This is a genomic window from Pseudomonas sp. B21-019 (genome assembly GCF_024749225.1).
GTDB lineage: Bacteria > Pseudomonadota > Gammaproteobacteria > Pseudomonadales > Pseudomonadaceae > Aquipseudomonas.
The window spans coordinates 2,870,023-2,893,149 of the sequence record NZ_CP087193.1; the positions used below are offsets into that span (position 1 = coordinate 2,870,023).

General features: G+C 60.5%; 22 protein-coding genes. 10 read left to right on the top strand and 12 right to left on the bottom strand.

Annotated elements, in window-relative coordinates; translation table 11 throughout:
• Positions 1-2 precede the first annotated feature (2 nt).
• From LOY36_RS12855 to LOY36_RS12865, 3 genes are all read right to left on the bottom strand, one after another.
• Positions 3-821 carry a DeoR/GlpR family DNA-binding transcription regulator gene (locus LOY36_RS12855; protein ID WP_258673889.1) on the bottom strand — a complete coding sequence of 273 codons (819 nt, stop codon included), beginning with the start codon at positions 819-821 and terminating at the stop codon, positions 3-5.
• 111 nt (positions 822-932) lie between these two features.
• Positions 933-1,490, bottom strand: coding sequence for a hypothetical protein (locus tag LOY36_RS12860; RefSeq protein ID WP_309475243.1), 558 nt, complete (start codon positions 1,488-1,490; stop codon positions 933-935).
• 86 nt (positions 1,491-1,576) lie between these two features.
• Positions 1,577-3,055, bottom strand: coding sequence for a methyl-accepting chemotaxis protein (locus tag LOY36_RS12865; RefSeq protein WP_408981123.1), 1,479 nt, complete (start codon positions 3,053-3,055; stop codon positions 1,577-1,579).
• Positions 3,056-3,472: 417 nt separating this feature from the next.
• Between LOY36_RS12865 and LOY36_RS12870 the strand changes: the two genes are divergently transcribed.
• From LOY36_RS12870 to LOY36_RS12885, 4 genes are read left to right on the top strand one after another with little or no spacing between them, the layout of a single operon-like run.
• Positions 3,473-4,330: a sugar phosphate isomerase/epimerase gene (locus tag LOY36_RS12870; RefSeq protein ID WP_258673892.1), complete on the top strand. Its 858-nt coding sequence runs from the start codon at positions 3,473-3,475 to the stop codon at positions 4,328-4,330.
• Positions 4,323-5,372, top strand: coding sequence for an isopenicillin N synthase family oxygenase (locus LOY36_RS12875; protein ID WP_258673893.1), 1,050 nt, complete (start codon positions 4,323-4,325; stop codon positions 5,370-5,372). The genes LOY36_RS12870 and LOY36_RS12875 overlap by 8 nt, the downstream gene beginning before the upstream one ends.
• Positions 5,373-5,398: 26 nt before the next feature.
• A complete protein-coding gene (locus tag LOY36_RS12880; RefSeq protein ID WP_258673894.1) occupies positions 5,399-6,196 on the top strand; it encodes a transporter substrate-binding domain-containing protein in 798 nt (265 codons plus the stop codon).
• A gap of 49 nt (positions 6,197-6,245) precedes the next feature.
• Positions 6,246-7,781, top strand: coding sequence for an amino acid ABC transporter permease/ATP-binding protein (locus tag LOY36_RS12885; RefSeq protein ID WP_258673895.1), 1,536 nt, complete (start codon positions 6,246-6,248; stop codon positions 7,779-7,781).
• Between the two features lie 29 nt (positions 7,782-7,810).
• Here the strand turns inward: LOY36_RS12885 and LOY36_RS12890 are convergent, their stop codons facing one another.
• From LOY36_RS12890 to LOY36_RS12900, 3 genes are all read right to left on the bottom strand, one after another.
• Positions 7,811-8,554, bottom strand: coding sequence for an ABC transporter substrate-binding protein (locus LOY36_RS12890; protein WP_258673896.1), 744 nt, complete (start codon positions 8,552-8,554; stop codon positions 7,811-7,813).
• 191 nt (positions 8,555-8,745) lie between these two features.
• Entirely contained in the window at positions 8,746-10,509 is a 1,764-nt protein-coding gene (locus LOY36_RS12895) for an L-lactate permease (RefSeq protein WP_258673897.1), read from the bottom strand.
• Positions 10,510-11,130: 621 nt separating this feature from the next.
• Positions 11,131-12,069 (bottom strand): class I SAM-dependent methyltransferase, encoded by a 939-nt coding sequence (locus LOY36_RS12900; protein ID WP_258673898.1) that lies wholly within the window; start codon positions 12,067-12,069, stop codon positions 11,131-11,133.
• 204 nt (positions 12,070-12,273) lie between these two features.
• Here LOY36_RS12900 and LOY36_RS12905 point away from each other — a divergent pair, with 204 nt between their 5' ends.
• Together LOY36_RS12905 and LOY36_RS12910 are read left to right on the top strand one after the other, a co-directional pair.
• Complete coding sequence (locus LOY36_RS12905) at positions 12,274-12,681, top strand: response regulator (protein WP_258673902.1); 408 nt, start codon at positions 12,274-12,276, stop codon at positions 12,679-12,681.
• A 58-nt stretch (positions 12,682-12,739) separates the two neighbouring features.
• On the top strand, positions 12,740-13,411 hold the full coding sequence (locus tag LOY36_RS12910) for an HAD-IA family hydrolase (RefSeq protein ID WP_258673903.1): 672 nt from the start codon (positions 12,740-12,742) through the stop codon (positions 13,409-13,411).
• 168 nt (positions 13,412-13,579) lie between these two features.
• On the opposite strand, the gene LOY36_RS12915 is transcribed toward LOY36_RS12910, so the two are convergent.
• Positions 13,580-14,239, bottom strand: a complete 660-nt coding sequence (locus LOY36_RS12915) for an isoprenylcysteine carboxylmethyltransferase family protein (protein WP_019651656.1) — start codon at positions 14,237-14,239, stop codon at positions 13,580-13,582.
• Between the two features lie 167 nt (positions 14,240-14,406).
• Between LOY36_RS12915 and LOY36_RS12920 the strand changes: the two genes are divergently transcribed.
• Positions 14,407-15,354, top strand: a complete 948-nt coding sequence (locus LOY36_RS12920) for a pyridoxal-phosphate dependent enzyme (RefSeq protein ID WP_258673904.1) — start codon at positions 14,407-14,409, stop codon at positions 15,352-15,354.
• A gap of 35 nt (positions 15,355-15,389) precedes the next feature.
• Here the strand turns inward: LOY36_RS12920 and LOY36_RS12925 are convergent, their stop codons facing one another.
• The 3 genes from LOY36_RS12925 to LOY36_RS12935 form a co-directional block, all read right to left on the bottom strand.
• The gene (locus tag LOY36_RS12925; RefSeq protein WP_019578720.1) at positions 15,390-15,707 is read right to left on the bottom strand and encodes a DUF2388 domain-containing protein; all 318 of its coding nucleotides are present in this window, start codon (positions 15,705-15,707) and stop codon (positions 15,390-15,392) included.
• 96 nt (positions 15,708-15,803) lie between these two features.
• Entirely contained in the window at positions 15,804-17,474 is a 1,671-nt protein-coding gene (locus LOY36_RS12930) for a Na/Pi cotransporter family protein (RefSeq protein ID WP_258673906.1), read from the bottom strand.
• A 267-nt stretch (positions 17,475-17,741) separates the two neighbouring features.
• On the bottom strand, positions 17,742-18,038 hold the full coding sequence (locus LOY36_RS12935; RefSeq protein ID WP_018928973.1) for a hypothetical protein: 297 nt from the start codon (positions 18,036-18,038) through the stop codon (positions 17,742-17,744).
• A 453-nt stretch (positions 18,039-18,491) separates the two neighbouring features.
• Between LOY36_RS12935 and LOY36_RS12940 the strand changes: the two genes are divergently transcribed.
• Positions 18,492-19,610: an NAD(P)/FAD-dependent oxidoreductase gene (locus LOY36_RS12940; protein ID WP_258673907.1), complete on the top strand. Its 1,119-nt coding sequence runs from the start codon at positions 18,492-18,494 to the stop codon at positions 19,608-19,610.
• Positions 19,611-19,833: 223 nt separating this feature from the next.
• Positions 19,834-20,340 (top strand): DinB family protein, encoded by a 507-nt coding sequence (locus LOY36_RS12945; protein WP_258673908.1) that lies wholly within the window; start codon positions 19,834-19,836, stop codon positions 20,338-20,340.
• A gap of 203 nt (positions 20,341-20,543) precedes the next feature.
• Here the strand turns inward: LOY36_RS12945 and LOY36_RS12950 are convergent, their stop codons facing one another.
• Both LOY36_RS12950 and LOY36_RS12955 read right to left on the bottom strand, forming a co-directional pair.
• A complete protein-coding gene (locus LOY36_RS12950; protein ID WP_019651650.1) occupies positions 20,544-21,938 on the bottom strand; it encodes a HAMP domain-containing sensor histidine kinase in 1,395 nt (464 codons plus the stop codon).
• Positions 21,916-22,599 (bottom strand): response regulator transcription factor, encoded by a 684-nt coding sequence (locus LOY36_RS12955; RefSeq protein WP_019651649.1) that lies wholly within the window; start codon positions 22,597-22,599, stop codon positions 21,916-21,918. Before LOY36_RS12955 ends, LOY36_RS12950 begins: the two co-directional genes overlap by 23 nt.
• A gap of 160 nt (positions 22,600-22,759) precedes the next feature.
• Here LOY36_RS12955 and LOY36_RS12960 point away from each other — a divergent pair, with 160 nt between their 5' ends.
• A complete protein-coding gene (locus LOY36_RS12960; RefSeq protein WP_258674179.1) occupies positions 22,760-23,083 on the top strand; it encodes a hypothetical protein in 324 nt (107 codons plus the stop codon).
• The last annotated feature ends 44 nt before the right edge of the window (positions 23,084-23,127 follow it).

Here is a 23,127-nt window from a genome sequence, read left to right on the forward strand (position 1 = left end):
CCTTACAGGTTGTTATCGGAGGGCAACAGCAGTTCGACACCCTGCTTGCGGATGCTATCGGCCGCGGCAGGGGTCAGTGCGTCGTCGCTGAGAATAATGTCGAACTGCTCGAGCCCGGCGATCCGGTACATGCTGAACGTGCCGTACTTCGAACTGCTGGCCACCAGCACCACTTGCGAGGCCGATTGCATCGCGACTTGCTTGACCTCCACCTTCAGCGCCGACGGCGTGGTGAGGCCGCGACGCAAATCCCAGGAACTGGTGGAAATGAAAGCGATATCGGTGACGATCTGACGCAAGGTGGCCACCGCCAGACCGCCCACGCACGATTGATTCGAATGATCCAGTTGCCCGCCGGTGTGAATCACCGTGACATGGGGCGCATCGATCAGCGCCTGGACAATCCCGAAATCGTTGGTCACCACGGTCATTCCCGACAGCGCCTTGATGTACGGGACGATCTCCAGCGTGCTCGTGCCCGCATCCAGATAAATCGTCATGTCGGCATGCAACAGCCGCGCGGCCAGCTTGGCCATCGCCTGCTTCTGCGGCAACTCGACCACCGCCTTGAACTGATGACTGGGCTCGCTGTGGAGCTGGCTGGCGATTCGCACGCCACCGGTGACCGAATAAGCACGGCCTTCCTGTTCAAGCAGCGCGATATCGCGGCGGATGGTCATGTGCGAACAGTCGAACATATCCATCAATTGATGAACGCTCAGCACCTGATGCTTGCGCAACTGGCGCAGCATCAATTCACGGCGCTGTTCAGGAATCATCGGTGCGCCGCTTTCGGCGGCGATGTCCTTTTGACTAGGCATTCAGGCTCCAGAGTGAAGAAATCCGCCGACAAGGAAAGCGGTGCAAACATAGTAGCGAATCTACGGTAAAGGAACGAGCTGTTGCGGATCTCTGTTCTGGTGATGGCAGCCTCAATCCAGATCCCGGCGGATAGCGTCCAGGCGCTCGTCGAGCAATGGGGTGAGGAGGGCGTAGCACTGCGCCGGAGTGATCGACACGGTGGTTGTCCCGATCAGGCAGCGTTGCAGTTGTTCGAGCGCAGTGTGCAGCGAATGGGGAGCGTGCTTGAGCAAGCGTTCGTGCAGGTACTGCAATTGAATCAGCATCTCCAACGGGCAACTTCGATGGGCGGCGGCGCGTACCGACAGCCCGCGCAGTCGTCCCAGCTCTTCAAGTTCCCAGCAGCGCGCGGCGATGCTCGGGCGCGCCAGGCTGAGCGCACAGCGTTGCAGTTCGAGGTGCTGGATGGCGCCGAGCAGGTCCTGCAGCAATCGGCAATGGCCATCGAAATCCGCCGGGTCGCGACGTAACGCGCCCCAGGCCTGGCACTGTGCGGGATACGGCCACTCCCTCCAGCGTTGGTCGAGCGCGTGCCCCAATGCCTGGCAACGTTGTTGCGCCTCGCGGGTGACTTGTCCGCCGAGACCGCGATGCTGCTGTAGTCCTTGCAGCAGGTCGAGACCGAGCAACAGCGCCTGCCTTAGTCCCGTATCACCCTGTGGCAGACGGACTTGGCGGGATGGCCCATCGTCGAATGCTGTGGCGAGTGCTGGATTCATGGGCGGCTTCCGACGGTGAGCTGGTTGAGATAACGGGTCAGGTCGTGCAGCGCATTGGTTTGCGTGCTCTGTTCCTGCACCGCGCCATTGACCTGTTGCAACTGTTCGCTGAGGGCATGATTGGCTAGCTGATGCTCGCTGAGCGCCTGTTGCATGGCGCCGAGCTGTTGCAGATTGGTCTGGCTATGTTGAGCCAGGTCGTCGAGGTTGGCGGCGAGCTGCTCGCTCTGTTCACTCCCGGCTGCCAGCAGATCGCGGTGTTCCTTGACCTCGCCATCCACCTGGCGCACGGCCATGGCGATCGCCGTCGCGGCGGTAGTGATTTCGTGGGTCGCCCGGTCGGTGGCCTGGGCCAGGCTGCGGACCTCATCGGCGACCACGGCGAAACCGCGCCCGTGCTCGCCGGCGCGGGCCGCCTCGATGGAAGCATTGAGCGCCAGCAGCTGGGTCTGTTTGGCCAATGCCTGAATGCTGTTGACCGTGCTTTCCACGGCGGTCGTACGTTGCAGCAACGCTTCCACGGCATGTGCGGTGTTGCCCAAGCGGTGCTGAATGGCGCGCATGCTGTCGCCCACTGAGCGCGCCTCCAGGCAACCGGTTTCGCTCTGGGTGTGAGCGTTGGCGAAGGCTGCCAGCGCGCCCTTGGCCAAGGCATCGATGCTGTGCAGAGTCTGATCGATCTGATCGCTGGCGGCGGCGATCATCGCGATGCGTTGGCTCTGTTCCGCTCCTTGGTCGCGGGCCTGTTGGGCCATCTGCTGGAGGGCACGGCTGGCGAACTGCACTTCGCTGCGCAAGCGTTCGTTGTTGCGCAGTTGCGAGCTGGCGGTCACCAGCAGCGTCGCGGGGTCGGCATCCCGGGAACTGCGCAGCAGTTGTGCGAGTTCCGTGTCCCAGAATGTCTGCAAATGGCGTTGATGACGCTCGCGCAACTGCCAGGCGCATCCCAGGTACAGCACGCCAGGTATCAGGGCCAATGCGCTTGCGGGCTGTTCGGCCAGTGCGAGACCACAGGCGCCGAGGGCTAATCCGAGCGGTAGCCAGAAGCCGATCCTGCTGCGTTCGAGCAGGGCTCTGCCAGGTTCGAACAAGGCTTTGGCGAATGATGTGCCGGCCGGGTGCGATTTGCCGCCATCGCTGCGCCGATGAACGATGGCATGACCCGGTGGGTGCATTCCTTGAGCGGACATGAGGATTTCCTTCTGATGCCGGGATGAAAGCAAAAACGGCGCACGCTCTCCTGCCGCAATGGGCAGGGGAGCGGACGCCGTTGTCCGAGATGTTTGCCAAACCATCGGTGTTGATGGCTCAAGCCTGATCAGAAGCCTAAGCAAGTTGTTTGCCAGCCTTTGCGCTCGACGGCAGGTCAGCCGGTGGAAGGCGGATTGCATTCGATGACGAAGGCAGAACAGGCGAGCAACGCACCAGTCGCGGGAATGGTGGAGCCGCCGTGCGCTGTTCTGGTTCGTGCCCATAAGCACCGCACACACTCTTTGTAGCAGCTGTCGAGCTCGCGAGGCTGCGTTCGGCTGCGCAGCAGTCGTAAAACCAGAACTCGCGGTGTGTCAGGTAGACCGCATCAGCCGGATTCACGACTGCTTCGCAGCCGAACGCAGCCTCGCAGGCTCGACAGCTGCTACGGCCGAACTCAGGCTCGGCAGCTGCTACGGATCGCATTGCGGCTTACGCAACGCAAGAAAACCCGGCCTCGTTAGTTCATGAATTTCTGAACTAACTATTTGCTGCAGCCTATTCAATCGCTTGTCGCCCTAGCCTTAGGATTCGTCACACGGGACCGCGGCCATCAGAGCAGCGGCCTGCAGCAACTTCTTTCGACTGCCCAGTAACGCCAGCCCAAACAGCGGGTGGCCTGACGCAGCCGAGAGGAATGCATGAAGCTAGAAATTTTCCGCACGTTATGGGGCTATACCGCCAGCAAGGCACAGGCCCTGGATGAATCGCTCGCCGCCGGCTTCGATGGCCTCGAAGCACGCCTGCCACTGCAGGCCGATGAGCGTGGCGAGTTCGGCGCTTTCCTGCGCAGCAATCAGGTTCCCTACATCTGCACACTGTTCAGTGCCTACGATGTATTGCCCGACCAGAACGCCACGCCCACCCAACACTTGGCCGACATTGATCGCAAACTGGGCTGGGCCTCGGAGCTGACCCCGCGTTTCGTCAATCTGCTGGCCGGCAACGACCGCTGGCCGCAGACATTGCAGGTCGAGTTTTTCGGCCAGGCCATGGAACTGGCCGCCAGGCATGGCGTGTTCTGCAGTTTCGAGACGCATCGCGCCCGTTCCCTTTACAGCCCTTGGGTGACCCTGGAGCTGATCCGCCAACTGCCGGGCCTGCGTTTCACCAGTGACATCAGCCATTGGGTGGTGTGCTGTGAGCGACTGCTGGACGATCCGGCCGACGATCTTTCGGCCTTCGTCGAGCGCGTGCATCACATTCAGGCTCGGGTCGGCTACGACCAAGGCCCGCAAGTTCCCCATCCCGCCGCCCCGGAATATGCCCGTGAACTGGCGTTCCATCAGCGCCACTGGGAGGCCGTCTGGACTTCTCAGCGCGAACGTGGCTACCCGGTCAGCACCTTGACCCCGGAGTTCGGTGCCGACGGTTATCTGCATCACTTGCCCTTCACCAACATGCCGGTGGCCGACCTCTGGACCTTGAACCAGTGGATGGCCCGGACCGAGCGCGAACACTTCGACCGTTTCACCCGTGAAGGAGCCCGCCATGCGTAACACCTCGCCAACCCAAGCCAACTTCAACAGCATTCCGGTGGTGAACATCGCCGGACTCTTCAGCATCGAACTGGAGCACCGCCTGGCTGTGGCCGAGCAACTGGGCCGCGCCGCCAGCGATGTGGGCTTTCTGTACATCACCGGGCACGGCATCGATCCGGAATTGATCGAGGGCTTGCGCCAGGCGGCCAGGGATTATTTTGCGCAACCGCTGGAAGAAAAGATGCGCCATTACATCGGCGCCTCGGAAAGCCACAAGGGTTTCGTGCCTGAAGGAGAGGAGGTGTATTCCAAGGGCAAGCCGGATCACAAAGAAGCGTTCGATATCGGCTTCGAAGTGCCAGCGGATGACCCGCTGTTCCTCAACCGTACACCGCTGCTGGGGCCGAACCACTGGCCCGACGTGCCTGGCTTCCAGAGCGCGGTACAGAACTACTATCAGGCGGTGTTCGTGCTAGGCCGCCGGTTGTTCGATGGCTTCGCCCTGGCCCTGGGGCTGGAGGAGGGCTACTTCGACGCGCTGGTGACTCGCCCACCCTCCAAATTGCGGCTGATCCATTACCCCTTTGACGCCGATGTCGTCGATGCACCGGGCATCGGCGCGCATACCGACTACGAGTGCTTCACCATCCTGCACGCCGATCAGCCGGGGCTGGAGGTGCTCAATGATCAGGGGCAGTGGATCGACGCACCGCCACTACCCGACGCGTTCGTGGTGAACATCGGCGACATGCTGGAAGTCATGACCGCAGGTGCCTTTGTGGCCACTGCCCACCGGGTGCGCAAGGTCGCTCAGGAGCGCTACAGCTTCCCGCTGTTCTACGCCTGCGACTATCACACGCTGATCAAGCCGTTGCCGGCATTCGCCAGGGATGACCGGGAATACGAGGCGCTGGCGATTGGCGAACACATGTGGAGCCAGGCCTTGCAGACCTACCAGTACTTGCGCAAGCGCGTGGAGAGCGGCGAGCTTGAGTTGCCGTCCCGGGCCCGAAAGCCATCGAGCTTCGGCCACCTGAAGAACACCACCTCTCATTCCTAAAAAAACAACCAACGGAGCTTCCCACGATGAAAAGCCACTACGCCCTGACCAAACTGAGCCTGCTCGCCGCCGGCCTGTTCTGCGCCAACGCCGTCTTCGCCAGCACCGCGACCCCCGGTGTGTTGAAAGTCGGTATGGAAATCACCTACCCGCCGTTCGAGTCCTACGACGCTGACAAGAATGTGGTCGGCTCCGACCCTGAATTGGCGCATTCCCTGGCCAAGGCCATGAGCGTCAAGGCCAACTTCGTCGACACCAAGTTTCCCAATCTGATCAACGGCCTCAACGCCGGGCATTACGACGCGATCATCTCCGGCATGTACATCACCCCCGAGCGCCAGCTCCAGGCCCGCACCATCGCCTACGCCAATACCGGCGCGGCGATCATGGTGCCCCAGGGCAGTGAATTGAGCCCGCAGGTTCCCGAGGACTTGTGCGGCCTGAAGATCGGCCTGGAGCAGGGCACCACCTGGGTTGCCAAGTTCAACCAGTTGTCCAGCGACTACTGCGTGCCGAACAACAAAGGCGCGATCACCGTCAACGAATACCCCTCGGCTCCCGAAGTGACGCAGGCGCTGCTGTCGAAAAACATTCAGGCCCAGGTGGAAATCGCCGGCGCCGCGCACATGATCGCCCAGCGCACCAACGGGCGGGTCGTAGTCAGTTCGCAGAAGCTGGTTTACCCGCAGACCTTGGGCATCTACGTGAAGAAAGACGCCGACGCTACTTATCAGGCGCTGGTCAAGGCGCTGGCCGACAGCAAGGCCAACGGTGAGTACGCCGCCATTCTCAAAAAATACGACCTGGAACCGGTCTCCGAGTAATGGCTGAAGCCGCGCCCTCGGTCGAGGGCGCGGCGTGCACGAGGTGTCTATGCAATTCGACTGGTCTTACTTTATTTCGCTGTTCTCCAAGACTGACTTCTGGGCGGCGAGCCTGACCGTCATCGAACTGAGCGCCCTGGCCTGGTTCCTGGGGATGTTGCTGGGCTTCGTTCTGGCGTCAGCCAAGCTATCCGGCTCGCCCTGGCTGCGACTGCCGGCGGCACTCTACATCTGGTTCTTTCGCAGCATTCCGCTGCTGGTGCTGGTGGTCTTCATCTACAACCTGCCGCAGTTACTGCCCGGTGCCGGGCCGGTGCTGTCGGTACCGTTCTATTCCGGCCTGTTGGCGCTGGTGGTCACTGAGGCCGCCTACATGGCCGAAATTCATCGTGGCGGGCTGATCTCAGTCGCCAAGGGCCAGAAGGAAGCCGGCCGCGCCCTGGGAATCGGCCTGTTCGGTCTGCAACGGCTGATTGTGATTCCCCAGGCATTTCGTATCTCACTGCCGACCTTGATCAACGAATACATCACGGTGGTCAAACTGACCTCGTTGATCTCGGTGATTTCATTGACCGAACTGTTGACCGTCGGCCAGCGCCTGTATGCGCAGAACTTCCTGGTGATGGAAACCCTGGCGGCGGTGGGTGTGTACTACGTGCTGATCGTCACACTGTTCGGCTTTGCCCTGCAGCGACTGGAACGCTACCTGGACCTCAACCTGCGGACACCGCAAACCCTCGACAGCGCCTCGACACAAGCGCTGCGTGACAGTCTGGCGCCTGTTCTATCGAGCAAGCTCAAGCCGCCATCCAAAGGCGCCGCCCCGGCCCTGCAACTGCAGGGCGTGCACAAACGCTACGGCGATCATCATGTGCTCAAGGGCATCGACCTGAAGGTACAAAGTGGCCAGGTGATTTCGATCATCGGCCCGTCCGGCTCCGGCAAGACCTCGCTGATTCGTACGGTCAATGGCCTGGAGCGCATCGATCAGGGCGAAATCCTGTTGTTCGGCGAGGGCTTCATCAATGCCGAGGATAAACCGGATAGCCGTCGGATTAGTCAGGGCGTACGGCGCATCGGCATGGTGTTCCAGAGCTTCAACCTGTTCCCGCACCGCACACTGCTGGACAACATCAGCCTCGCTCCCCGTTATCACGGTGTCGGTCGCGCACTGAGCGAAGAACGCGCCTGCCAGCTGCTCGACAAGGTCGGCCTGTTGGCACACGTCCACAAATATCCGCATCAACTGTCCGGCGGCCAACAACAGCGCGTGGCAATTGCCCGGGCCATGGCCATGGACCCGGACATCCTGCTGTTCGACGAGCCGACCTCGGCGCTGGATCCGGAGCTGGTCGGCGAGGTACTCACGGTCATCAGCCACCTGGCCCGCGAAGGCATGACCCTGCTGATCGTCACCCACGAGATGGATTTTGCCCTGTCGATTTCCGATCGGGTGATCTTCATGGAAAACGGCCACATTCAGCTGGATGCATCACCACAGGCGATCCGCGAGCAGCCCGAGGCTCATAGAGTGCGGCGGTTCATGGGGTTGCAGGTGCCAGAGGAGGAGGGATGCCTGCCTTGAATGGGTTTAGCCGCGTGCCCTCAGAGTTCCTATGGCGACGAATAGCGCTTTTGTATGCGCGCCAGGGTGCCGTCATCGCGAAGCGTTTCAACCGCCGCGCGCAAGTCTTGCACCAGTTTAGCGGAGCACTGCTTTGAGCAAGCGAGATAGAGCTGCGCACTGCTCATGACGGGGCTCATGTGCAGTGTACGCTCAGACACTTTCGGCCAGATGTATCGACTCTCCGGGACACCGTTGAACCAGGCATCGATGCGACCTTTCAAGAGCATCTGCGCGGGGTTGTCGCCAATGGTCAGGGGGTGGATCTGATCGTCGCTGAAGCCTTGTGCACGGAGGATTTCCTCCTGCGCACTGCCCAGGCCGACGCCGATCGCCCGGTAGGTTTGCTTCGCTTGTTCGAAGCTGTTCACCGGCCGGTCAAGGCTGAAAAAAGCACGCTCCATGGGCATGATCGGCGCGATCCAGGTGAAGCGATCTTCACGTTCCTGCGTGCGTGACAAAGGGGCGATCAGGATGTCCTGAGTCTCGCTGACATGTTTCTGCGATCTGGCCCAGGGAAGCACATGGACATGCGCGACATAGCCGGCGTTGGCAATGGCGGTCATTACGGCCTCGCCGACCATGCCGTGGCCTTTGGAGCCATCGACGAACGTCAGGGGTGGAGCGTCCGGGATATACAGTTCGAGCGGCAAGGGGGCGCCACTTGCGTGAAAGGCAATCAGCAGCGAGACCGACAGGCAGAACTTGAAAAGCGTCTTTGAGGTCGCGCTCATGATCGATCGTTCAGGCATTGAAAGTAGGGTGGAGCCACAATTCACCAGTGGTGTTGATCACAGGGATGATGAGTCTGTTTTGGGATTGGACCCGGTACAGACACGGCATTTTACGCAGACTTTGCGGCGCGACACATCCTCCCCCAAGTGAAGGTGTCATGCGCCAGAACGTCAAAATGTGAGAGCGGGAGTCAGTGCCCGCCCACCACCATATGACTGAACGGCGCCACATACGCCTGCAACGTCACCAGCCCGCCGACCAGAATCGCCAGCACCACGGAGTGGAAAAACACGTAGCGCAGGATTTCCCCTTCGTGGCCGTACCAGCGGGTAGCGGTGGACGCGACCACAATCGACTGGGCGTCGACCATCTTGCCCATGACCCCGCCAGAACTGTTCGCGGCGGCCATCAGCACCGGGCTCAGGCCCAGTTGCTCGGAGGTCACCCGTTGCAAGCCGCCGAACAGCACGTTGGAGGCCGTGTCCGAGCCGGTCAGGGCCACGCCGAGCCAGCCGAGCAGGGTGCCGAACATCGGGTAGAAAATGCCCGTTGCGGCGAAGGCCAGGCCCATGGTGGCGTCGAGGCCCGAATAACGGGTGAGAAAACCCAGGGCGAGCATCGCCACAATGGTGGTGAGCGAATAGCGCACTACCCACAGCGTTCGCAGATAATGGTTCAGCAGTTGCGGGATGGAATAACCCATCAGCAGCCCGCCGAGGATCGCCGCGAGCAAGATGCCGCTACCGGTGCTGGTGAACCAGGTGAACTTGTAGATCGCGTCCTCGGTTTTCGGCGCAGGCACCACAGGCGGGACTTTCTCGATCTGTTGATGAATCGTGGTGAAGGTCACGGTCGGGGCAAAGATCGGGTTGGCCTCGAGCATTGGCTTACCCTGAGGATCAAGCCTGGCCGAGTGGGTTTGCGGATCCATGGCCGGGCGGGTATCGAACAGGTTTTTGAAGCTTTGGGTGCCCCAGGCAAAAACGAACACCGTGAGGATGATCCACGGCATCCAGGCGCGCATTACGGCGGGTTTTGCATCGCTGGCAAAGGTCGCGCTGGCGACGGGTTTTTGGTCATGCTCCTCGGCTATTTTGGAGTTGTCGACTCGCCCTGACAGGGCGGCCGAGGTATGCACCGTGGCCGGTTTCCAGACCCTGAGGAAACCGGTCAGGCAGGCCATGGAAATCAGCGCCGCGATCACATCCACCAGCATCGGCCCGTGGTAGTTGGAGACGAGGAATTGCGGTATGGCGAAGCTGACACCGGCAACCAGAATCGGCGGCCATATTTCCAGCATCTTGCGCCATCCGGCGAAGGCCCAGATCAGCCAGAACGGCACGATCACCGAGAAGAACGGCAACTGCCGACCGACCATCATCGACAGCTCCATTTCATCCAGCCCGGTCACTTTGGCCAGGGTGATGACGGGCGTGCCCAGAGCGCCGAACGCCACGGGCGCGGTATTGGCGATCAACGCCAGGCCAGACGCGGCCAGGGGGGAGAAACCCAACCCGATCAGAATGGCCCCGGTTACCGCCACGGGAGTGCCGAAACCGGCGGCCCCTTCGAAGAAGGCACCGAAGCAGAAGGCAATCAGCAGCAATTGAAGACGTCGATCGTCGGTGATGCGCGCCAGGGAGTCTTGCAGCACTTTGAACGAGCCGTTCTCGGTGGTCAGCCGATGCAGGAAAATGATGTTGAGCACGATCCAGCCAATCGGCAACAGGCCGTTGGCGGCGCCGAACAGCGCGGCCGAGCCCGCCATGTTCGCGGGCATGCCGAAGGCGAAAATCGCGATCAGCAAGGCCGAACCCAGGGCCAACAACGCCGCCAGATGCGCCTTGATGTGGAAAAACGCCAGGGAAACCAGCATCACCACCACCGGCGTCGCCGCCATCATGGTTGAGAGCACCGGGTTACCGAAGGGGTCGTAGATTTGCTGCCAGACCATTTTCCACCTCTGCTTTTTATTGTGGGTAGCGCGGGGAAGGTGGCTTGAGTATAGGTGGCATTAGGCTGATGGCTTGGAGATGCCCGATGCTGTTCACTTGAGCAATTTCAGTCGCGACGCATTTTTCGTAGCAGCTGTCGAGCTTGCGAGGCTGCGTTCGGCTGCGCAGCAGTCGTGAGTCCGGCTGACGCGGTCTGCCTGACGTACCGCGACTTCTGGTTTGACGACTGCTGCGCAGCCGAACGCAGCCTCGCAGGCTCGACAGCTGCTACAGATCGCACTACCTGAGCAGCATTTTTAGGGGGATGGAATTTTTACAGACAAAAAAAGAGCCTCAAAGCTCTTTGATGGGGAGGAAGTAGAGCCGAGAGGCTCAAGATGCGCATGAAACAAGTGGTGGGCTTATTGGGGTTCAGTTCACCCACCACCTACGCAACGGCCTAAACCTCCAACCGCTGCGTACCATTATCGTAGGAAGCCGTGGTTTAGCACTCAAGTACCATTAGTCTACTGCCTCTGGCCAACTTGGTTGCAGTTGAATCAACGTCAAAAGATCGCAGCCTGCGGAGCCGCCCACAGGCGCGTAGGAGCTGCCGAAGGCTGCGATCTTTTGATCTTCAATTACCCCTGTCTAAACACCAACGCCTTCAACCCACACTCGACATCGGCATCGGGAAACTCCGGCGGATTCTCCAACCGTTGCTCAAACCGCAGGCTCGGTGCTTCGCGAGTGACGCCGTCGATGAGGAAGTCCGCGCCAAAGGCCGGATCATTCATGCAGGCCAGCACCGTACCCTGAGGGCTGAGCAACTCCGGCAGACGGCGCAGTACGCGCTGATAATCCTTGGTCAGCAGGAAACTGCCTTTCTGAAAGGACGGTGGGTCGATGATCACCAGATCATAAGGGCCGCTATTGATCACTTTGCCCCAGGACTTGAACAGATCGTGGCCGAGAAAACTCACCTTGCTCAGGTCATGGCCGTTGAGCCGATGATTGTCGCGACCACGGCTCAGGGCCGCGCGGGACATGTCCAGGTTGACCACATGCGTAGCGCCTCCCGCGAGGGCGGCCACTGAAAACCCGCAGGTATAGGCAAACAGGTTCAGCACCCGCTTGCCATCCGCATTGGCCCGCACCCAATCGCGGCCGTATCGCATGTCGAGAAACAGGCCGGTGTTCTGTTTGCGGCCCAGGTCCACGCGATACTGCAGGCCGCCCTCGGTGATCGTCATTTCCTCGATCGGCTCCCCGATCAGCCATTCGGTGGTGCTTTCCTGCAGATAGCGATGTTGCAGCAGCATGGTATGCGCGCCGGAGGTTTTCCACGCAGGCGCCTGCGTGATCGCCATCAGTCGCTGCTTCAAATCATCCAGTTGCGACGCTTGCGGCTCCTTGAACACGCAGACCAGCACCACGCCCTCGAGCCAGTCGACGGTCAATTGCTCCAACCCCGGCCAGCAGCGCCCACGGCCGTGAAACAGCCGACGGGTTTCTGCGGGGGCGGCCGCAAGTGCTGTCAGCAAATGGTCGTGGAGGATGGAGAGGGCGTCTGGATTCATCGGGCAAGGTCGGCAATGTAGAAGGGGGCGGCATTTTAACCACAATTACGCGCTGACAAACGGTCGTGTTTGTCGGCTTGAACAGAGAATGTCCAGGACAACCGCATCAAAAATGAATTTTCCGCGAAGTCCGCTGTTCATACCTGAATGGGAGGCGGATTTGAGCCCGCGCAACCAATGAAAAAATCAGGGAGTGGCACAGTGATGAGTCCAGTATCGACGGCGGGCGCGCATTTGTCTGACGGTTTGATTCTTGTGGTTGAGGACGACCCGTTGATCCTCGAGTTTCTTTGCGAAATTCTTCAGGAGGAAGGCTTTGCGGTTGAACCACAGATCAGCGCGGATGCGGCTTCACAGTTTCTGGAGCAGCACGCGCCGCAGGTGGGACTGTTGCTGACGGACATCACCATGCCGGGCAAACTCAATGGCGCGGACCTGGCCAATCAGTTTGGCGACCGTTGGCCAGACAAACCGATCATGATCATGTCCGGCTTCGAAACTCCGAAAAGCTCCGGGGTCAAGCATCCGGTTTCGTTCATCAGGAAACCCTGGGCGGTGGGGCAGTTGCTCGATTGTGTGCAACGCGCCTTGCAGTCGACCCGAACCGTGTAGGAGCTGGTGTACATTAGCGGACAACATTTGCCTGGCTCTTGCAAAAGGACGTCGCCCTTTGTCTGTCAAAACATCCCTGCTCAACAGGTCATTCCGTGGCTTGCTGTTCGATATGGACGGCACCGTCCTCAACTCCATCGCCGCCGCCGAGCGGATCTGGACAACCTGGGCCGTGCGCCACGGCGTCGATGTCGAAACCTTTCTGCCGACCATCCATGGCGTTCGCGCCATCGACACCATCAATCGCCTGGCGTTGCCAGGGGTAGATGCCGAAGCTGAAGCGGCGTGGATCACCGAGGCGGAAATCGATGATGTGGAGGGGATTGTCGAGGTGTCCGGCGCGGCGAATTTCCTCAAGTCGCTGCCCGCCCACCAATGGGCCATCGTCACCTCTGCGCCGCGGGCCCTGGCGTTGCGCCGAATGGCCGCGGCCGGTATTCCCGAGCCTGGCGTGATGGTTACCGCCGAAGACGTCAGCGCCGGCAAGCCCGACCCTGCAGGCTATCGGCTGGCGGCTCGTCGACTGCAGGTGGACCCAGCCGAGTGCCTGATCTTCGAAGACGCCGACGTCGGAATTCGCGCAGGCGAGGCGGCGGGTGCCAATATCATGGTCATCACCGCGACCCACGTTCATCCCCTTCTGACCCGGCACGCCACACTGGCCAGTTATGACTCGGTCGAAGTGCGCTTGGATCTCGACAGCCAAATCAGCCTGTACACACTCTCTTGATGCGAGTTTATGTGGGAGCGGGCCTGTGGCGAGGGGGCTTGCCCCCGTTGGGCTGCGAAGCAGTCCCAAAATCTCTGATCTACCAAAGATCTTGTAAGTGCTACGCACGTAAACGGGGGCAAGCCCCCTCGCCACAGACTCGCTCCCACAATTGAAGTTAGATTTATTTCAGTAGATCCCCGGAATCAATCGCCAGCTACGGGCGCAATAAGCCTCGTATTCGCTGCCGAACTGCGTGCGTAACAGCGTTTCTTCAGAGCGAATGCGGGCGATCAGCGGTATCAACATCAGCGCCACCAGTAGCAACCCGACACCGGAACGAAAGGCCAGCGCCCAGCCCACGCCATTGATCAGCAGCCCCAGGTAGCTGGGGTTGCGAACATTCCGATAAATTCCGTCGGTGACCAGGCGGTGTCCTGGCTGAATCGCCACTAATCCGCTGAAGCGCTTGCCCAGTACAAACACCGGCCACATCCGCAACGCGCCGCCGCCAATGAATAGCAGCGCACCCAGCCAACGCACACCCTCGCCACCGAAGGTCCAGAAGTCGATCCGGTCGGTGTAGGCCGGCAGATACCCGCTCAACAACCCGAGCACCCCGAAAACCGGCAGCACCCAGCGATTGGCCCGGTCTTCACGTTCGCCAGTGCTCAAATTGCCCTCACTGAACAACGACACGATCGCCATCACCAGGGTCGCAAGCGCAATGACCACCAGCGGTGGATGCGAGAAAAACGCCGCCAACCCGCCCAGCCCGAACACCGCGAGAGCGAGGTAGGCAAGGGTGCTGACGAGGGCGAAAAACGCGAGTTTGGCCGAGATTTTCATAACTGATCTCGCAAAAAGGGCATATCACCAGTGTAGAGGGGCAGCCCGTTATGAGAGCGGCAGTCGTCGAGCAGGGTGAACTAAGCTTGGATAAGGATGAGCCTGTCCGTTCACTTCCGGCCCGTTGAAAGATCTCAACGCGCCGGTGCTGTCACAAGGAGCACACGATGCTTCACATCAGAACGCCCCTGATTCTGCACCCGGGTCTGTCGACTCCGACCCGGCGAATCTGGCTCAAGCTGGAAAACCTGCAACCCAGCGGCTCGTTCAAACTGCGCGGCATGGGCCTGTTGTGCAGCCAGGCGGCAGAGCAGGGCAAGCGCAAAGTCGTCTGTCCTTCCGGTGGTAATGCCGGTCTGGCCACGGCGGTGGCCGCTGCCAACCTTGGGCTGAAGGCCTGCATCGTGGTGCCGAACACGACCCCGGAAACCACCCGCGCCAGAATCAGGAAAACCGGTGCCGAGGTGATTGTCCATGGCAAGGTCTGGGACGAGGCCAATCAACGGGCGAAAGAACTCGCGCAGGGTGCGGACACCGAATACGTCCCGGCTTTCGATCACCCGGTGTTGTGGGAAGGGCACAGTACGATGGTCGATGAAATCCTCGAGGACTGCCCTCAAGTCGATGCGTTGGTGACATCCGTGGGGGGCGGCGGTTTGCTGGCGGGCCTGCTCACCGGCCTGATCCGTCATCAGCGCATGGATTGTCGGATCGTTGCGTGCGAAACCCAGGGGGCGGCGTCGTTCGCTGCCGCCATCGCTGCCGGGCACCCGGTCAGATTGCCGCGCATCGACACCGTTGCCACGTCACTCGGCGCCGCGCAAGTGGCCGCTTGGCCGGTGCAGCACATCCTTGATTTCCCGCATGAATGCGTGGTGCTCAGCGATGATGAGGCGATCATGGGCGTGGTCCGTTACGCCAACGACCTGCGCCAGTTGGTCGAACCGGCGTGTGGCGTTTCATTGGCGATTGCCTACCTCGACCATCCGGCAATTGCCGAGGCCCATGACGTAGTGATTGTGGTGTGCGGCGGCGTCAGCATCAGCGCGCAACTGGTCGCCAGCTGGGCACGCTTGTCCGCAGGAGTCGAGAAGAACAGCGCTGAAGCAAGGTAGGGCCGTCATTAGCCCTACCGCTTGCATTTGAGACTTTATTGACCCGCTGGCACACCTTCCTGAACGAGGATCGCTCTGGCCAGGTCTTCATCGCTGGCCTTTAGGTCGGGATGATTTTGACGAATCTCCTTCAGTACCGACTCCAGGTAGACGCCACGGATCGTACCGCCGCTGGCGACAAAACTGGAGGCGTCATCCCGGGCAGGGACGACCATTTTGTGATCCTTGAATGTTGAGTACAGCGATGCGGAGATCCCGGCTGAGGTGGCGACATCGCCCGCATCCACACGGGCCATGGCTGAGCCAAAGGGCAAGCAAAGCACGAGTGAAGATACTAAAAACAGACGGCGCATGACGGCGTCCTCCGAAAGCGTGAAGCGTGAAGGAAGTAACACATAATTTAGGATGCCTGGCGGTGGTCAGGAGTTCCCTGCCGATCGATATATGCCTCACTCAATTCCAGCCAGATCTACCGTCATGCGATCCGTAACGGGAGCGTCGATGCTCTCGACCGAGCGCTCACCGGCGCGTTCGAGCAGCGGATACGCCAGGGCGGCGATGTGGTGATGCAGGCGCCGGTAATCACGCAGTACCCGCTGGAAAATATCACCGGATTGCGCCCAGGTACTTTTGTCTTCCTGCAACTGGCGAAAGTGCTCGCGGCTGGCGCAGGCTTCGAGCCTTCTGACGGTCTCCTTGCGCTGGATCAGTTGATGGGCGGTGGCGATGTCTTCGCGCAGGAACACGGTGATCGCCAGGCTCAGGCTTTCCAGAACGGCGTCGTGCAGCGGGGCGATGTTGCCCAGTTCGAAGGCCGAGAACTGTTCACCCCGACGCAAGCGGCGCATGGCCAACTGCGTGAGGCTGCTGGAAAGAATGTCCGCGGCATGTTCGAGGTTAATCACGAACGTGAGGATTTCCTGGGAACGATCGGCATCGCTGTCACTGATGCCTTCCTTGCCGATGTCGGCCAGATAAGCGCGAATCGCCGCGCTGAGCAGGTCCAGGGATTGATCGATCCGCCGCACTTCATCGGCGCAGGCCGGTAGCGATGTGTGGAACAGCTGCAGCATCCGGCCGAGCATGGTCGAGAACATGTCGGTCATGCGCAACGCTTCGCGAGCGGCATTCGACAGGCCGATGTTGGCCACTTCCAGGCCGGCCTCGTCCAGATAGCACGGCATGCCGGGATCGACATCCTGCTCAGGTGCCGGCAGCAGTCTGGTGAGGGCATTGGCGAGTACGTCGGTCAGACCGATGAACACCAACGCCAGCAGTAGATTGAAACCGGTGTGCAGGCACACCACCAGGGTCGAGGGCGCGAGCGGCGCCTGAGCGAGCAACCCGGCAAACGGCAAGACCGCCAGAGCACCGACCGCGCGCACCAGCAGGTTGCCCAGCGGCAGGCGTCGGCCGACGCTCGATCCGGCGTTGATGACCGAGGGCAGCGCACCGCCAATGTTCACCCCCAGCACCAGCGCGACGATGGTGCTGGCCGAGAGCATGCCAGTGGCGGCCAGCGAGACGATCAGCAACACCACGGCCACGCTGGAGTGGCACAGCCAGGTGAGGATCAGCGCCACCAGCAGCGCAATGACCAGATCGCCCTCGAGGCTCTGCATGATCAGCTGGAAGATCGGCGTGCCTTCGACTTCCGCCAATGTGGAGCCGAGCATGTGCAAGGCCAGCAGCATCAGCCCCAGGCCGATCAGTGCACAACCGACGCTTTCGTAGCGCGAGTCATCGCGCAGCCGAAAGACGATCAGGCCCGCCAGCAAAACGCTGGGCGTGAGCATCGACACATCGACGCTGAGCAACTGCACCACCAGGGTTGAGCCGATGTTGGCGCCGAGCATCACCGCCAGGGCCGGCGCCAGTCCCAGCGTCCCGGCGGCAGTGAACGAGGTCGCCATCAGGCTCACGGCGGTGCTGCTTTGCAAGACCCCGGTGATACCTATCCCCGACAGCAACGCCATCCAGCGGTTGTTCAGGTTGTGGCCCAGCCACTGACGCAGTGGCGTGCCGAAGCCGCGTAACAGCGCCGAAGAAATCATATGAGTGCCCCATAGCAACAGGGCAATGGAGCCGGCGAGGTTGATCAGTAGAGTAGTTCCCGACATGAGGGCTCTCCCTTGTTTCGTATTGCATTTATTGAAGGCCCGCAAGCCGGATTGTGATATCTGAATAACACCCGATCCTGTAGGAGCTGGCGCAGCCTGCGATCTTTTGATCTTGATTTTTAAAAGCAAAGTCAAAAGATCGCAGGCTTCGCCAGCTCCTACAGGTCTATAACTAATTCCAGTGATTTAGTTTTTTACGGGCAATAAGAAGTTGTCGGATTCCCATGTAAGGAAACCGTTCTGGAAGGACTTTAAAGTGCCTTCAGATCAACTGAAAATGCATGCCCCGATAGACAGGCCGAGCATCAGGCTCGCCTGCTGGAAGAGGCGCGCGATGCGCCGACTTTGTGGGTCCTGACTGTCGTCGAAGCTCCAGCGTTGCTGAAGCCGGCCGGTCGTCGGGCAGACACGCCAGTTGGCACGAGGGCGCACCTTGGCGTGGGTAGAAGGGGCGGAGAACGGGGCGCAGAGCCGAGTCGTCGGCAGACGCTCACGGCAGGGCTTGACCCGCATGGTCGATGCAAAGGCGCGTACGCCCGGCAGTACAGTGGTTTTGAAGTTCATAACATGCCTCTGGGCCGGAATGATTCCGGTGAGGCAAGTTACGGTGGAGCCTCAAGCTCTAGCGCAGCTCACTCGACCGAAAAGTCGAGGCCCGTCATTGTCTGGGTTATGTGCCAGATCCTGCGTGTGAGCAGTCATCCGACAGCGACTAGATACTGTGTCCATTGAATTCTTTTGTGAGTTGAAAAAAAGCCGTTGTTATCGGCCGGCGCAATTTACTCAGGCAGGTTGGCAAAGTCAATCGCCGATAGCCGGTTAAGGTTGTGTTGAAGGGGGGAAGTTGGAAAGTGTTCAGGTCAATGACAGTTAATTGTCATTTTGAATGATCGTTAAATGGGAAATTAAACATATAGTGTGAACGCCACGTAGCAGACCGTATGAGGTCATGCTGGCGATATCCTCCAGCCTGATCGATTATCGCATCCAGGGTTGGCTTGAATGAGTGGAGGGCAGGTGAGCGTCGATATCGAATGCGTGGTAGTCGGGGCTGGCGTGGTCGGGCTGGCGGTGGCCAGAGCCTTGGCCCGGACCGGACGAGAAGTGATCCTGGTCGAGGCGGGCGAGGGGATTGGCGTGGGCATCAGCTCGCGCAATTCGGAAGTGATCCACGCCGGGATCTATTACCCGAGCGGCAGTCTCAAGGCGCAATTGTGCGTGGAGGGCAAGCAACGCCTGTATACCTTCTGCGATGAGCGCGGTGTCGATTACCGGCGCCTCGGCAAGCTGATCGTGGCCACCGATGACCGTCAGCGCCATGCCTTGCAGGCGTTGCTGGAGCAAGGCCGGCGCAACGGTGTCGATGACCTGCAATTACTGGATGCCGGTCAGGCACGAGCGCTTGAGCCGGCGTTGTTTTGTGTTGCAGCGCTTTGGTCACCGTCCACCGGGATTGTCGATTCCCATGCCTTGATGCTGGCGCTTCAGGCCGATGCCGAAGCCTGGGGCACCTCGGTGGCCTTTTATACGCCGCTTACATCGGCCCGTTGTACCGAACAGGGTTTCGAGCTGCACATGGGTGGGGCTCAGCCGATGACCTTGAGCTGTCGTGAACTGGTCAACTGCGCCGGATTGTCCGCGCCTGAGGTGGCGAGCCGGATCGAAGGCTTGCCGGCGCGGCACGTGCCCAAAGCCTGGTTGTGCAAGGGCAGCTACTTCAGTTTCAGCGGCCAGGCGCCGTTCCGGCATCTGGTTTATCCAGCACCGGAAAGCGCCGGGCTGGGCGTGCACATGACCCTGGACCTGGGTGGTCAGGCGCGTTTCGGGCCGGATGTCGAATGGGTCGAGCAGATCGATTATCGCGTCGACCCCCATCGTGGCGAAGGCTTCTATCAGGCGATCCGACGCTACTGGCCGGCGTTGCCCGATGGCAGTCTGCAACCGGCCTACAGTGGTATTCGCCCGAAAATCAGCGGGCCGACCGAGCCGGCCGCCGATTTCGTCATCAGCGGCCCGGACGTTCACGGCGTACCGGGTTTGGTTAACTTGTTCGGCATCGAATCGCCGGGGCTGACCAGTTGCCTGGCGCTGGCCAAACGGGTGGTGCAGCATTTAATTCGCAATGAAACTCTGTAGCAGCTGGCGAAGCCTGCGTTCGGCTGCGCAGCAGTCGTGAATCCTGCGCACGTGGTTTATCTGACCCACCCGCAGCGTATAGTTTAGCGACTGCTGTGCAGCCGAACGCAGCCTTCGGCAGCTGCTACAAAGTCGTGCGGCGCAACCGATGATCAGGGTTTAGGCTGCAACCAGCTGCGAGGGCTATTCTTGGCAATGCGCCCATCGCTATGGGAGATCTCTGATGATCAACGTACGCACTGCCCGCATGCTCGCCGATTACAAGCGTTGGGCCGATCAGCGACTCTTCGACAGCCTCATGGCGCTGCCACCGGAGGAGCTCAATCGCAAACGGGTGTCGGTGTTCAATAACATGATCGGCGCCTTGAACCACACCTATGTGGTGGATTGCATCTGGCAAGCTCATCTGGAGGGCCGGGGGCACGACTTCAAAACCTCCCATGGCCTGCTCCATACCGAGCTCGCCGAGTTGCGAATGGCGCAACAGGAGATTGATCAATGGTTCTGTGGCTGGAGCTCGGCCCAGACCGAGGAGTCGCTGGATAAACCCATCGAATTCACCTCCATGTCGGGGGAAAGCGGGGTCATGAGTGCTGGCGCCATGCTATTGCATGTGGTCAACCACGCCAGCTATCACCGGGGCTGGGTGATCCAGATGTACTTCGATATTCCGGCCATACCGCCGATCACCGACCTGTCAGAGTTTGTGCGCGAGGTTCCGGGGTATTGAATCGAGCCCAGGCCCGATAACAGCATAAATCCGCTGTGGGAAGTGCCCCTGTGGCGAGGGGGCTTGCCCCCGTTGGGTTGCGAAGCAGCCCCAGAATCTCTGATGTACCAAAGATCTCGTGAGCGCTACGCACTCAAACGGGGGCAAGCCCCCCTCGCCACAGGGCTGCTCCCACATTGATCTTCTTTGTTATGGAGATTGGGTCAAGCCTGGGGAATCAGGCTCTGCCGACAGTCGATCATCAACTGCGCGCCACCCAGTTCGCTGTCGCCCACTTCCAGCGTAAATCCGTGCAGGCTGATGATCGCCGCGACGATCGACAACCCCAGCCCGAAACCGCTTTGCGGGTTGCCGCCTTCAGCGCGATAGAAACGCTGAAACACTGCCTCGCGCTCGGCCGGCGCAATCCCGGGGCCGGAGTCGAGCACTTCAATGCGTGTGTGCCCCGCGTCATTCACCCCACGCAAAATCACCTGGCCACCCGGCGGGGTGAATTTGATCGAGTTGCTCAGCAAATTCGCCACGGCTTCAAACAGCAGAGCACGGTCGCCGTTGAGCCCGGGCAAGGATTCGGGCATTTGCAGTTCAAAGGTCAGTTCGCCTTCTTCCGCCAGCGGCAGGTAAAAGTCGTGCAGTTCTTGCAGCAACGGCACCGGGTCCAGTTGCACGAAACCCGAACGGCGCTGGCGATCTTCCAGCTCGGAAATCCGCAGCAAACCACGAAAACGTGCCATCAAGGTATCCGCCTCGCCGAGCACGGAGTCCAGTTGCACGGCCAGCGTCGATCCTTCATCGGCCTGCTGCTGAATCCGGTACAGCTGCGCCCGCAGGCGTGTGAGCGGCGTGCGCAGGTCATGGGCGATGTTGTCGCACACGCCCTTGACCTCGTGCATCAAGCGCTCGATGCGTTCGAGCATGGCGTTGACGATGGCGGCGAGCATGTCCAGTTCGTCACGGCGATCGGACAGCGGCAGGCGCCGGGTCAGGTCGCCGGCGACGATGGCTTCGGCGCTGGCCTGGATCGCCCGGATCCGCCGCAGCGGGCGCCGTCTCAATAAATGCCAGCCGGCGATGCCCGGCAAAATCGTCAGCGACACGCCCCACAACAGCGCGTGCAGGATGATCCGGGTCACGGCAAACAACGAACCGTTGTCCCGCACCAGCACCAGCCAGCGGCCGTCCAGGGTTCGGGTCGCGACGGCGTCGCAGCTGTCGGCGGGCAGGGTCGGGTCGTCGGATTCGACGCAGTCACCGAGCATATGAATCTTGCCGTCCAGCGGCAGGCCTTCGGGGATCTGGCGCAAGGCACCGCTGAGATAACGCTGCTGGCCATCGAACAGGCCATAGGCATCGATGCCGCGAATGTCGAAGGTCATGCTGGCGGCGAGGGCATCGACCAGTTGCTCGCCCTGGAAGCGTGAAAACAGATGCTGACGTTGCATCAGCGAGTGTTTGGCGAGGGTATCGAGGTAGCTGGACACCTCGTAATACATGACCCCCATGAGAATCGCGCTCCAGGCCACGAACAGCGAACTGTAAAGGGCCAGCAAGCGGCTGCTGGAGGAACGCCAGCCTTTAGAGGGGTTCAGCAATGACATAACCCGAGCCTCGCACGGTCCGAATCAGTGGGACTTTGCCTGGCGGGTCGATTTTCTTGCGCAGACGGCCGATGTGCACGTCGATCAGGTTGGTGCCGGGGTCGAAGTGATAACCCCAGACTTCTTCGAAAATCATCATCCGCGACAGAATCTGCCCGGTGTTGCGCATCAGAAATTCCAGCAACTTGTATTCGGTGGGCAACAGCGTCAGCAACTGGCTGTCGCGGCTGGCCTCGTGGCTGATCAGGTTCAGCTCAAGATCGGCCACGCGCAACGTGGTGGCCTGGGCGGACACGGTGTTCTGCCGGCGCAGCAAGACTTCGACCCGGGCGGCCATTTCATCGGTGGCGAACGGTTTGGTCAGGTAATCGTCGCCGCCGGCGCGCAAGCCACGCACGCGTTCATCGACGTCGGAGAGGGCGCTGATCATCAGGATCGGCGTGGCCACGCCCATGGTGCGCAAGGTGGTGACAATCGCCAGGCCATCGAGCTCCGGCAGCATGCGATCGAGGGTGATCAGGTCGTAGTCGCCGCTGACGGCGCGCTCCAGGCCTTCGCGGCCATTGTCGACCCAATCCACCTCAAGGCCGTGGCTGCTCAGTTCGGCGACGATTTCCCGGGCGGTCACGGCGTCGTCTTCGATGGTCAAGATGCGGGTCATAGGGCTTGCCTGATAATCGGTTCAATACGAAGTTGAGGCATTTTGCCAAGAATTACATGCGGCTGATTAAATTAACTTTCATGTGGTCTCGTGAGGCTGGTCGCAACATTGATATCATCCAGCCATGACTCTAAAGGGAAGCTGCACTGTGCGCACTTTAATGGTTCGTGGCTGGATGCCAATATTTGTGCTGTTGTTGTGCCTGTTCGGTGCATCCGCCTGGGCTGCCAATACGCCGTGTTCGGGGAAAAAGGGCGGTATCGATCGTTGCGACGGTGATCTGTTCCTGTGCAATGACGGTTCCATCAGCGGTTCGAAGAAAAGCTGTTCGGCGATGTTTGGCACTAAAAGCCAGGCGCGGCCGCAGACGCTGTTGCAGGAAACCGACGGCTGCGCCTGTGGCACCGGTACGTTTTGCACCGGGCCAAGAGGTGGGGTGTATTGCCTCACGCCCAGCGGCAACAAGAGTTACAAGCGCAAGTAATTCGTTTGCAGCCAAAAAACGCTTAGCGCAATGCTTAGCGACGA

Bases quoted from the DNA above. Each gene is read 5' to 3' on its own strand.
- LOY36_RS12855 (WP_258673889.1), bottom strand. From the start codon at position 821: ATGCCTAGTCAAAAGGACATCGCCGCCGAAAGCGGCGCACCGATGATT.
- LOY36_RS12865 (WP_408981123.1), bottom strand. From the start codon at position 3,055: ATGGGCACGAACCAGAACAGCGCACGGCGGCTCCACCATTCCCGCGAC.
- LOY36_RS12870 (WP_258673892.1), top strand. From the start codon at position 3,473: ATGAAGCTAGAAATTTTCCGCACGTTATGGGGCTATACCGCCAGCAAG.
- LOY36_RS12875 (WP_258673893.1), top strand. From the start codon at position 4,323: ATGCGTAACACCTCGCCAACCCAAGCCAACTTCAACAGCATTCCGGTG.
- LOY36_RS12880 (WP_258673894.1), top strand. From the start codon at position 5,399: ATGAAAAGCCACTACGCCCTGACCAAACTGAGCCTGCTCGCCGCCGGC.
- LOY36_RS12885 (WP_258673895.1), top strand. From the start codon at position 6,246: ATGCAATTCGACTGGTCTTACTTTATTTCGCTGTTCTCCAAGACTGAC.
- LOY36_RS12890 (WP_258673896.1), bottom strand. From the start codon at position 8,554: ATGAGCGCGACCTCAAAGACGCTTTTCAAGTTCTGCCTGTCGGTCTCG.
- LOY36_RS12895 (WP_258673897.1), bottom strand. From the start codon at position 10,509: ATGGTCTGGCAGCAAATCTACGACCCCTTCGGTAACCCGGTGCTCTCA.
- LOY36_RS12900 (WP_258673898.1), bottom strand. From the start codon at position 12,069: ATGAATCCAGACGCCCTCTCCATCCTCCACGACCATTTGCTGACAGCA.
- LOY36_RS12905 (WP_258673902.1), top strand. From the start codon at position 12,274: ATGAGTCCAGTATCGACGGCGGGCGCGCATTTGTCTGACGGTTTGATT.
- LOY36_RS12915 (WP_019651656.1), bottom strand. From the start codon at position 14,239: ATGAAAATCTCGGCCAAACTCGCGTTTTTCGCCCTCGTCAGCACCCTT.
- LOY36_RS12920 (WP_258673904.1), top strand. From the start codon at position 14,407: ATGCTTCACATCAGAACGCCCCTGATTCTGCACCCGGGTCTGTCGACT.
- LOY36_RS12925 (WP_019578720.1), bottom strand. From the start codon at position 15,707: ATGCGCCGTCTGTTTTTAGTATCTTCACTCGTGCTTTGCTTGCCCTTT.
- LOY36_RS12930 (WP_258673906.1), bottom strand. From the start codon at position 17,474: ATGTCGGGAACTACTCTACTGATCAACCTCGCCGGCTCCATTGCCCTG.
- LOY36_RS12935 (WP_018928973.1), bottom strand. From the start codon at position 18,038: ATGAACTTCAAAACCACTGTACTGCCGGGCGTACGCGCCTTTGCATCG.
- LOY36_RS12945 (WP_258673908.1), top strand. From the start codon at position 19,834: ATGATCAACGTACGCACTGCCCGCATGCTCGCCGATTACAAGCGTTGG.
- LOY36_RS12950 (WP_019651650.1), bottom strand. From the start codon at position 21,938: ATGTCATTGCTGAACCCCTCTAAAGGCTGGCGTTCCTCCAGCAGCCGC.
- LOY36_RS12955 (WP_019651649.1), bottom strand. From the start codon at position 22,599: ATGACCCGCATCTTGACCATCGAAGACGACGCCGTGACCGCCCGGGAA.
- LOY36_RS12960 (WP_258674179.1), top strand. From the start codon at position 22,760: ATGGTTCGTGGCTGGATGCCAATATTTGTGCTGTTGTTGTGCCTGTTC.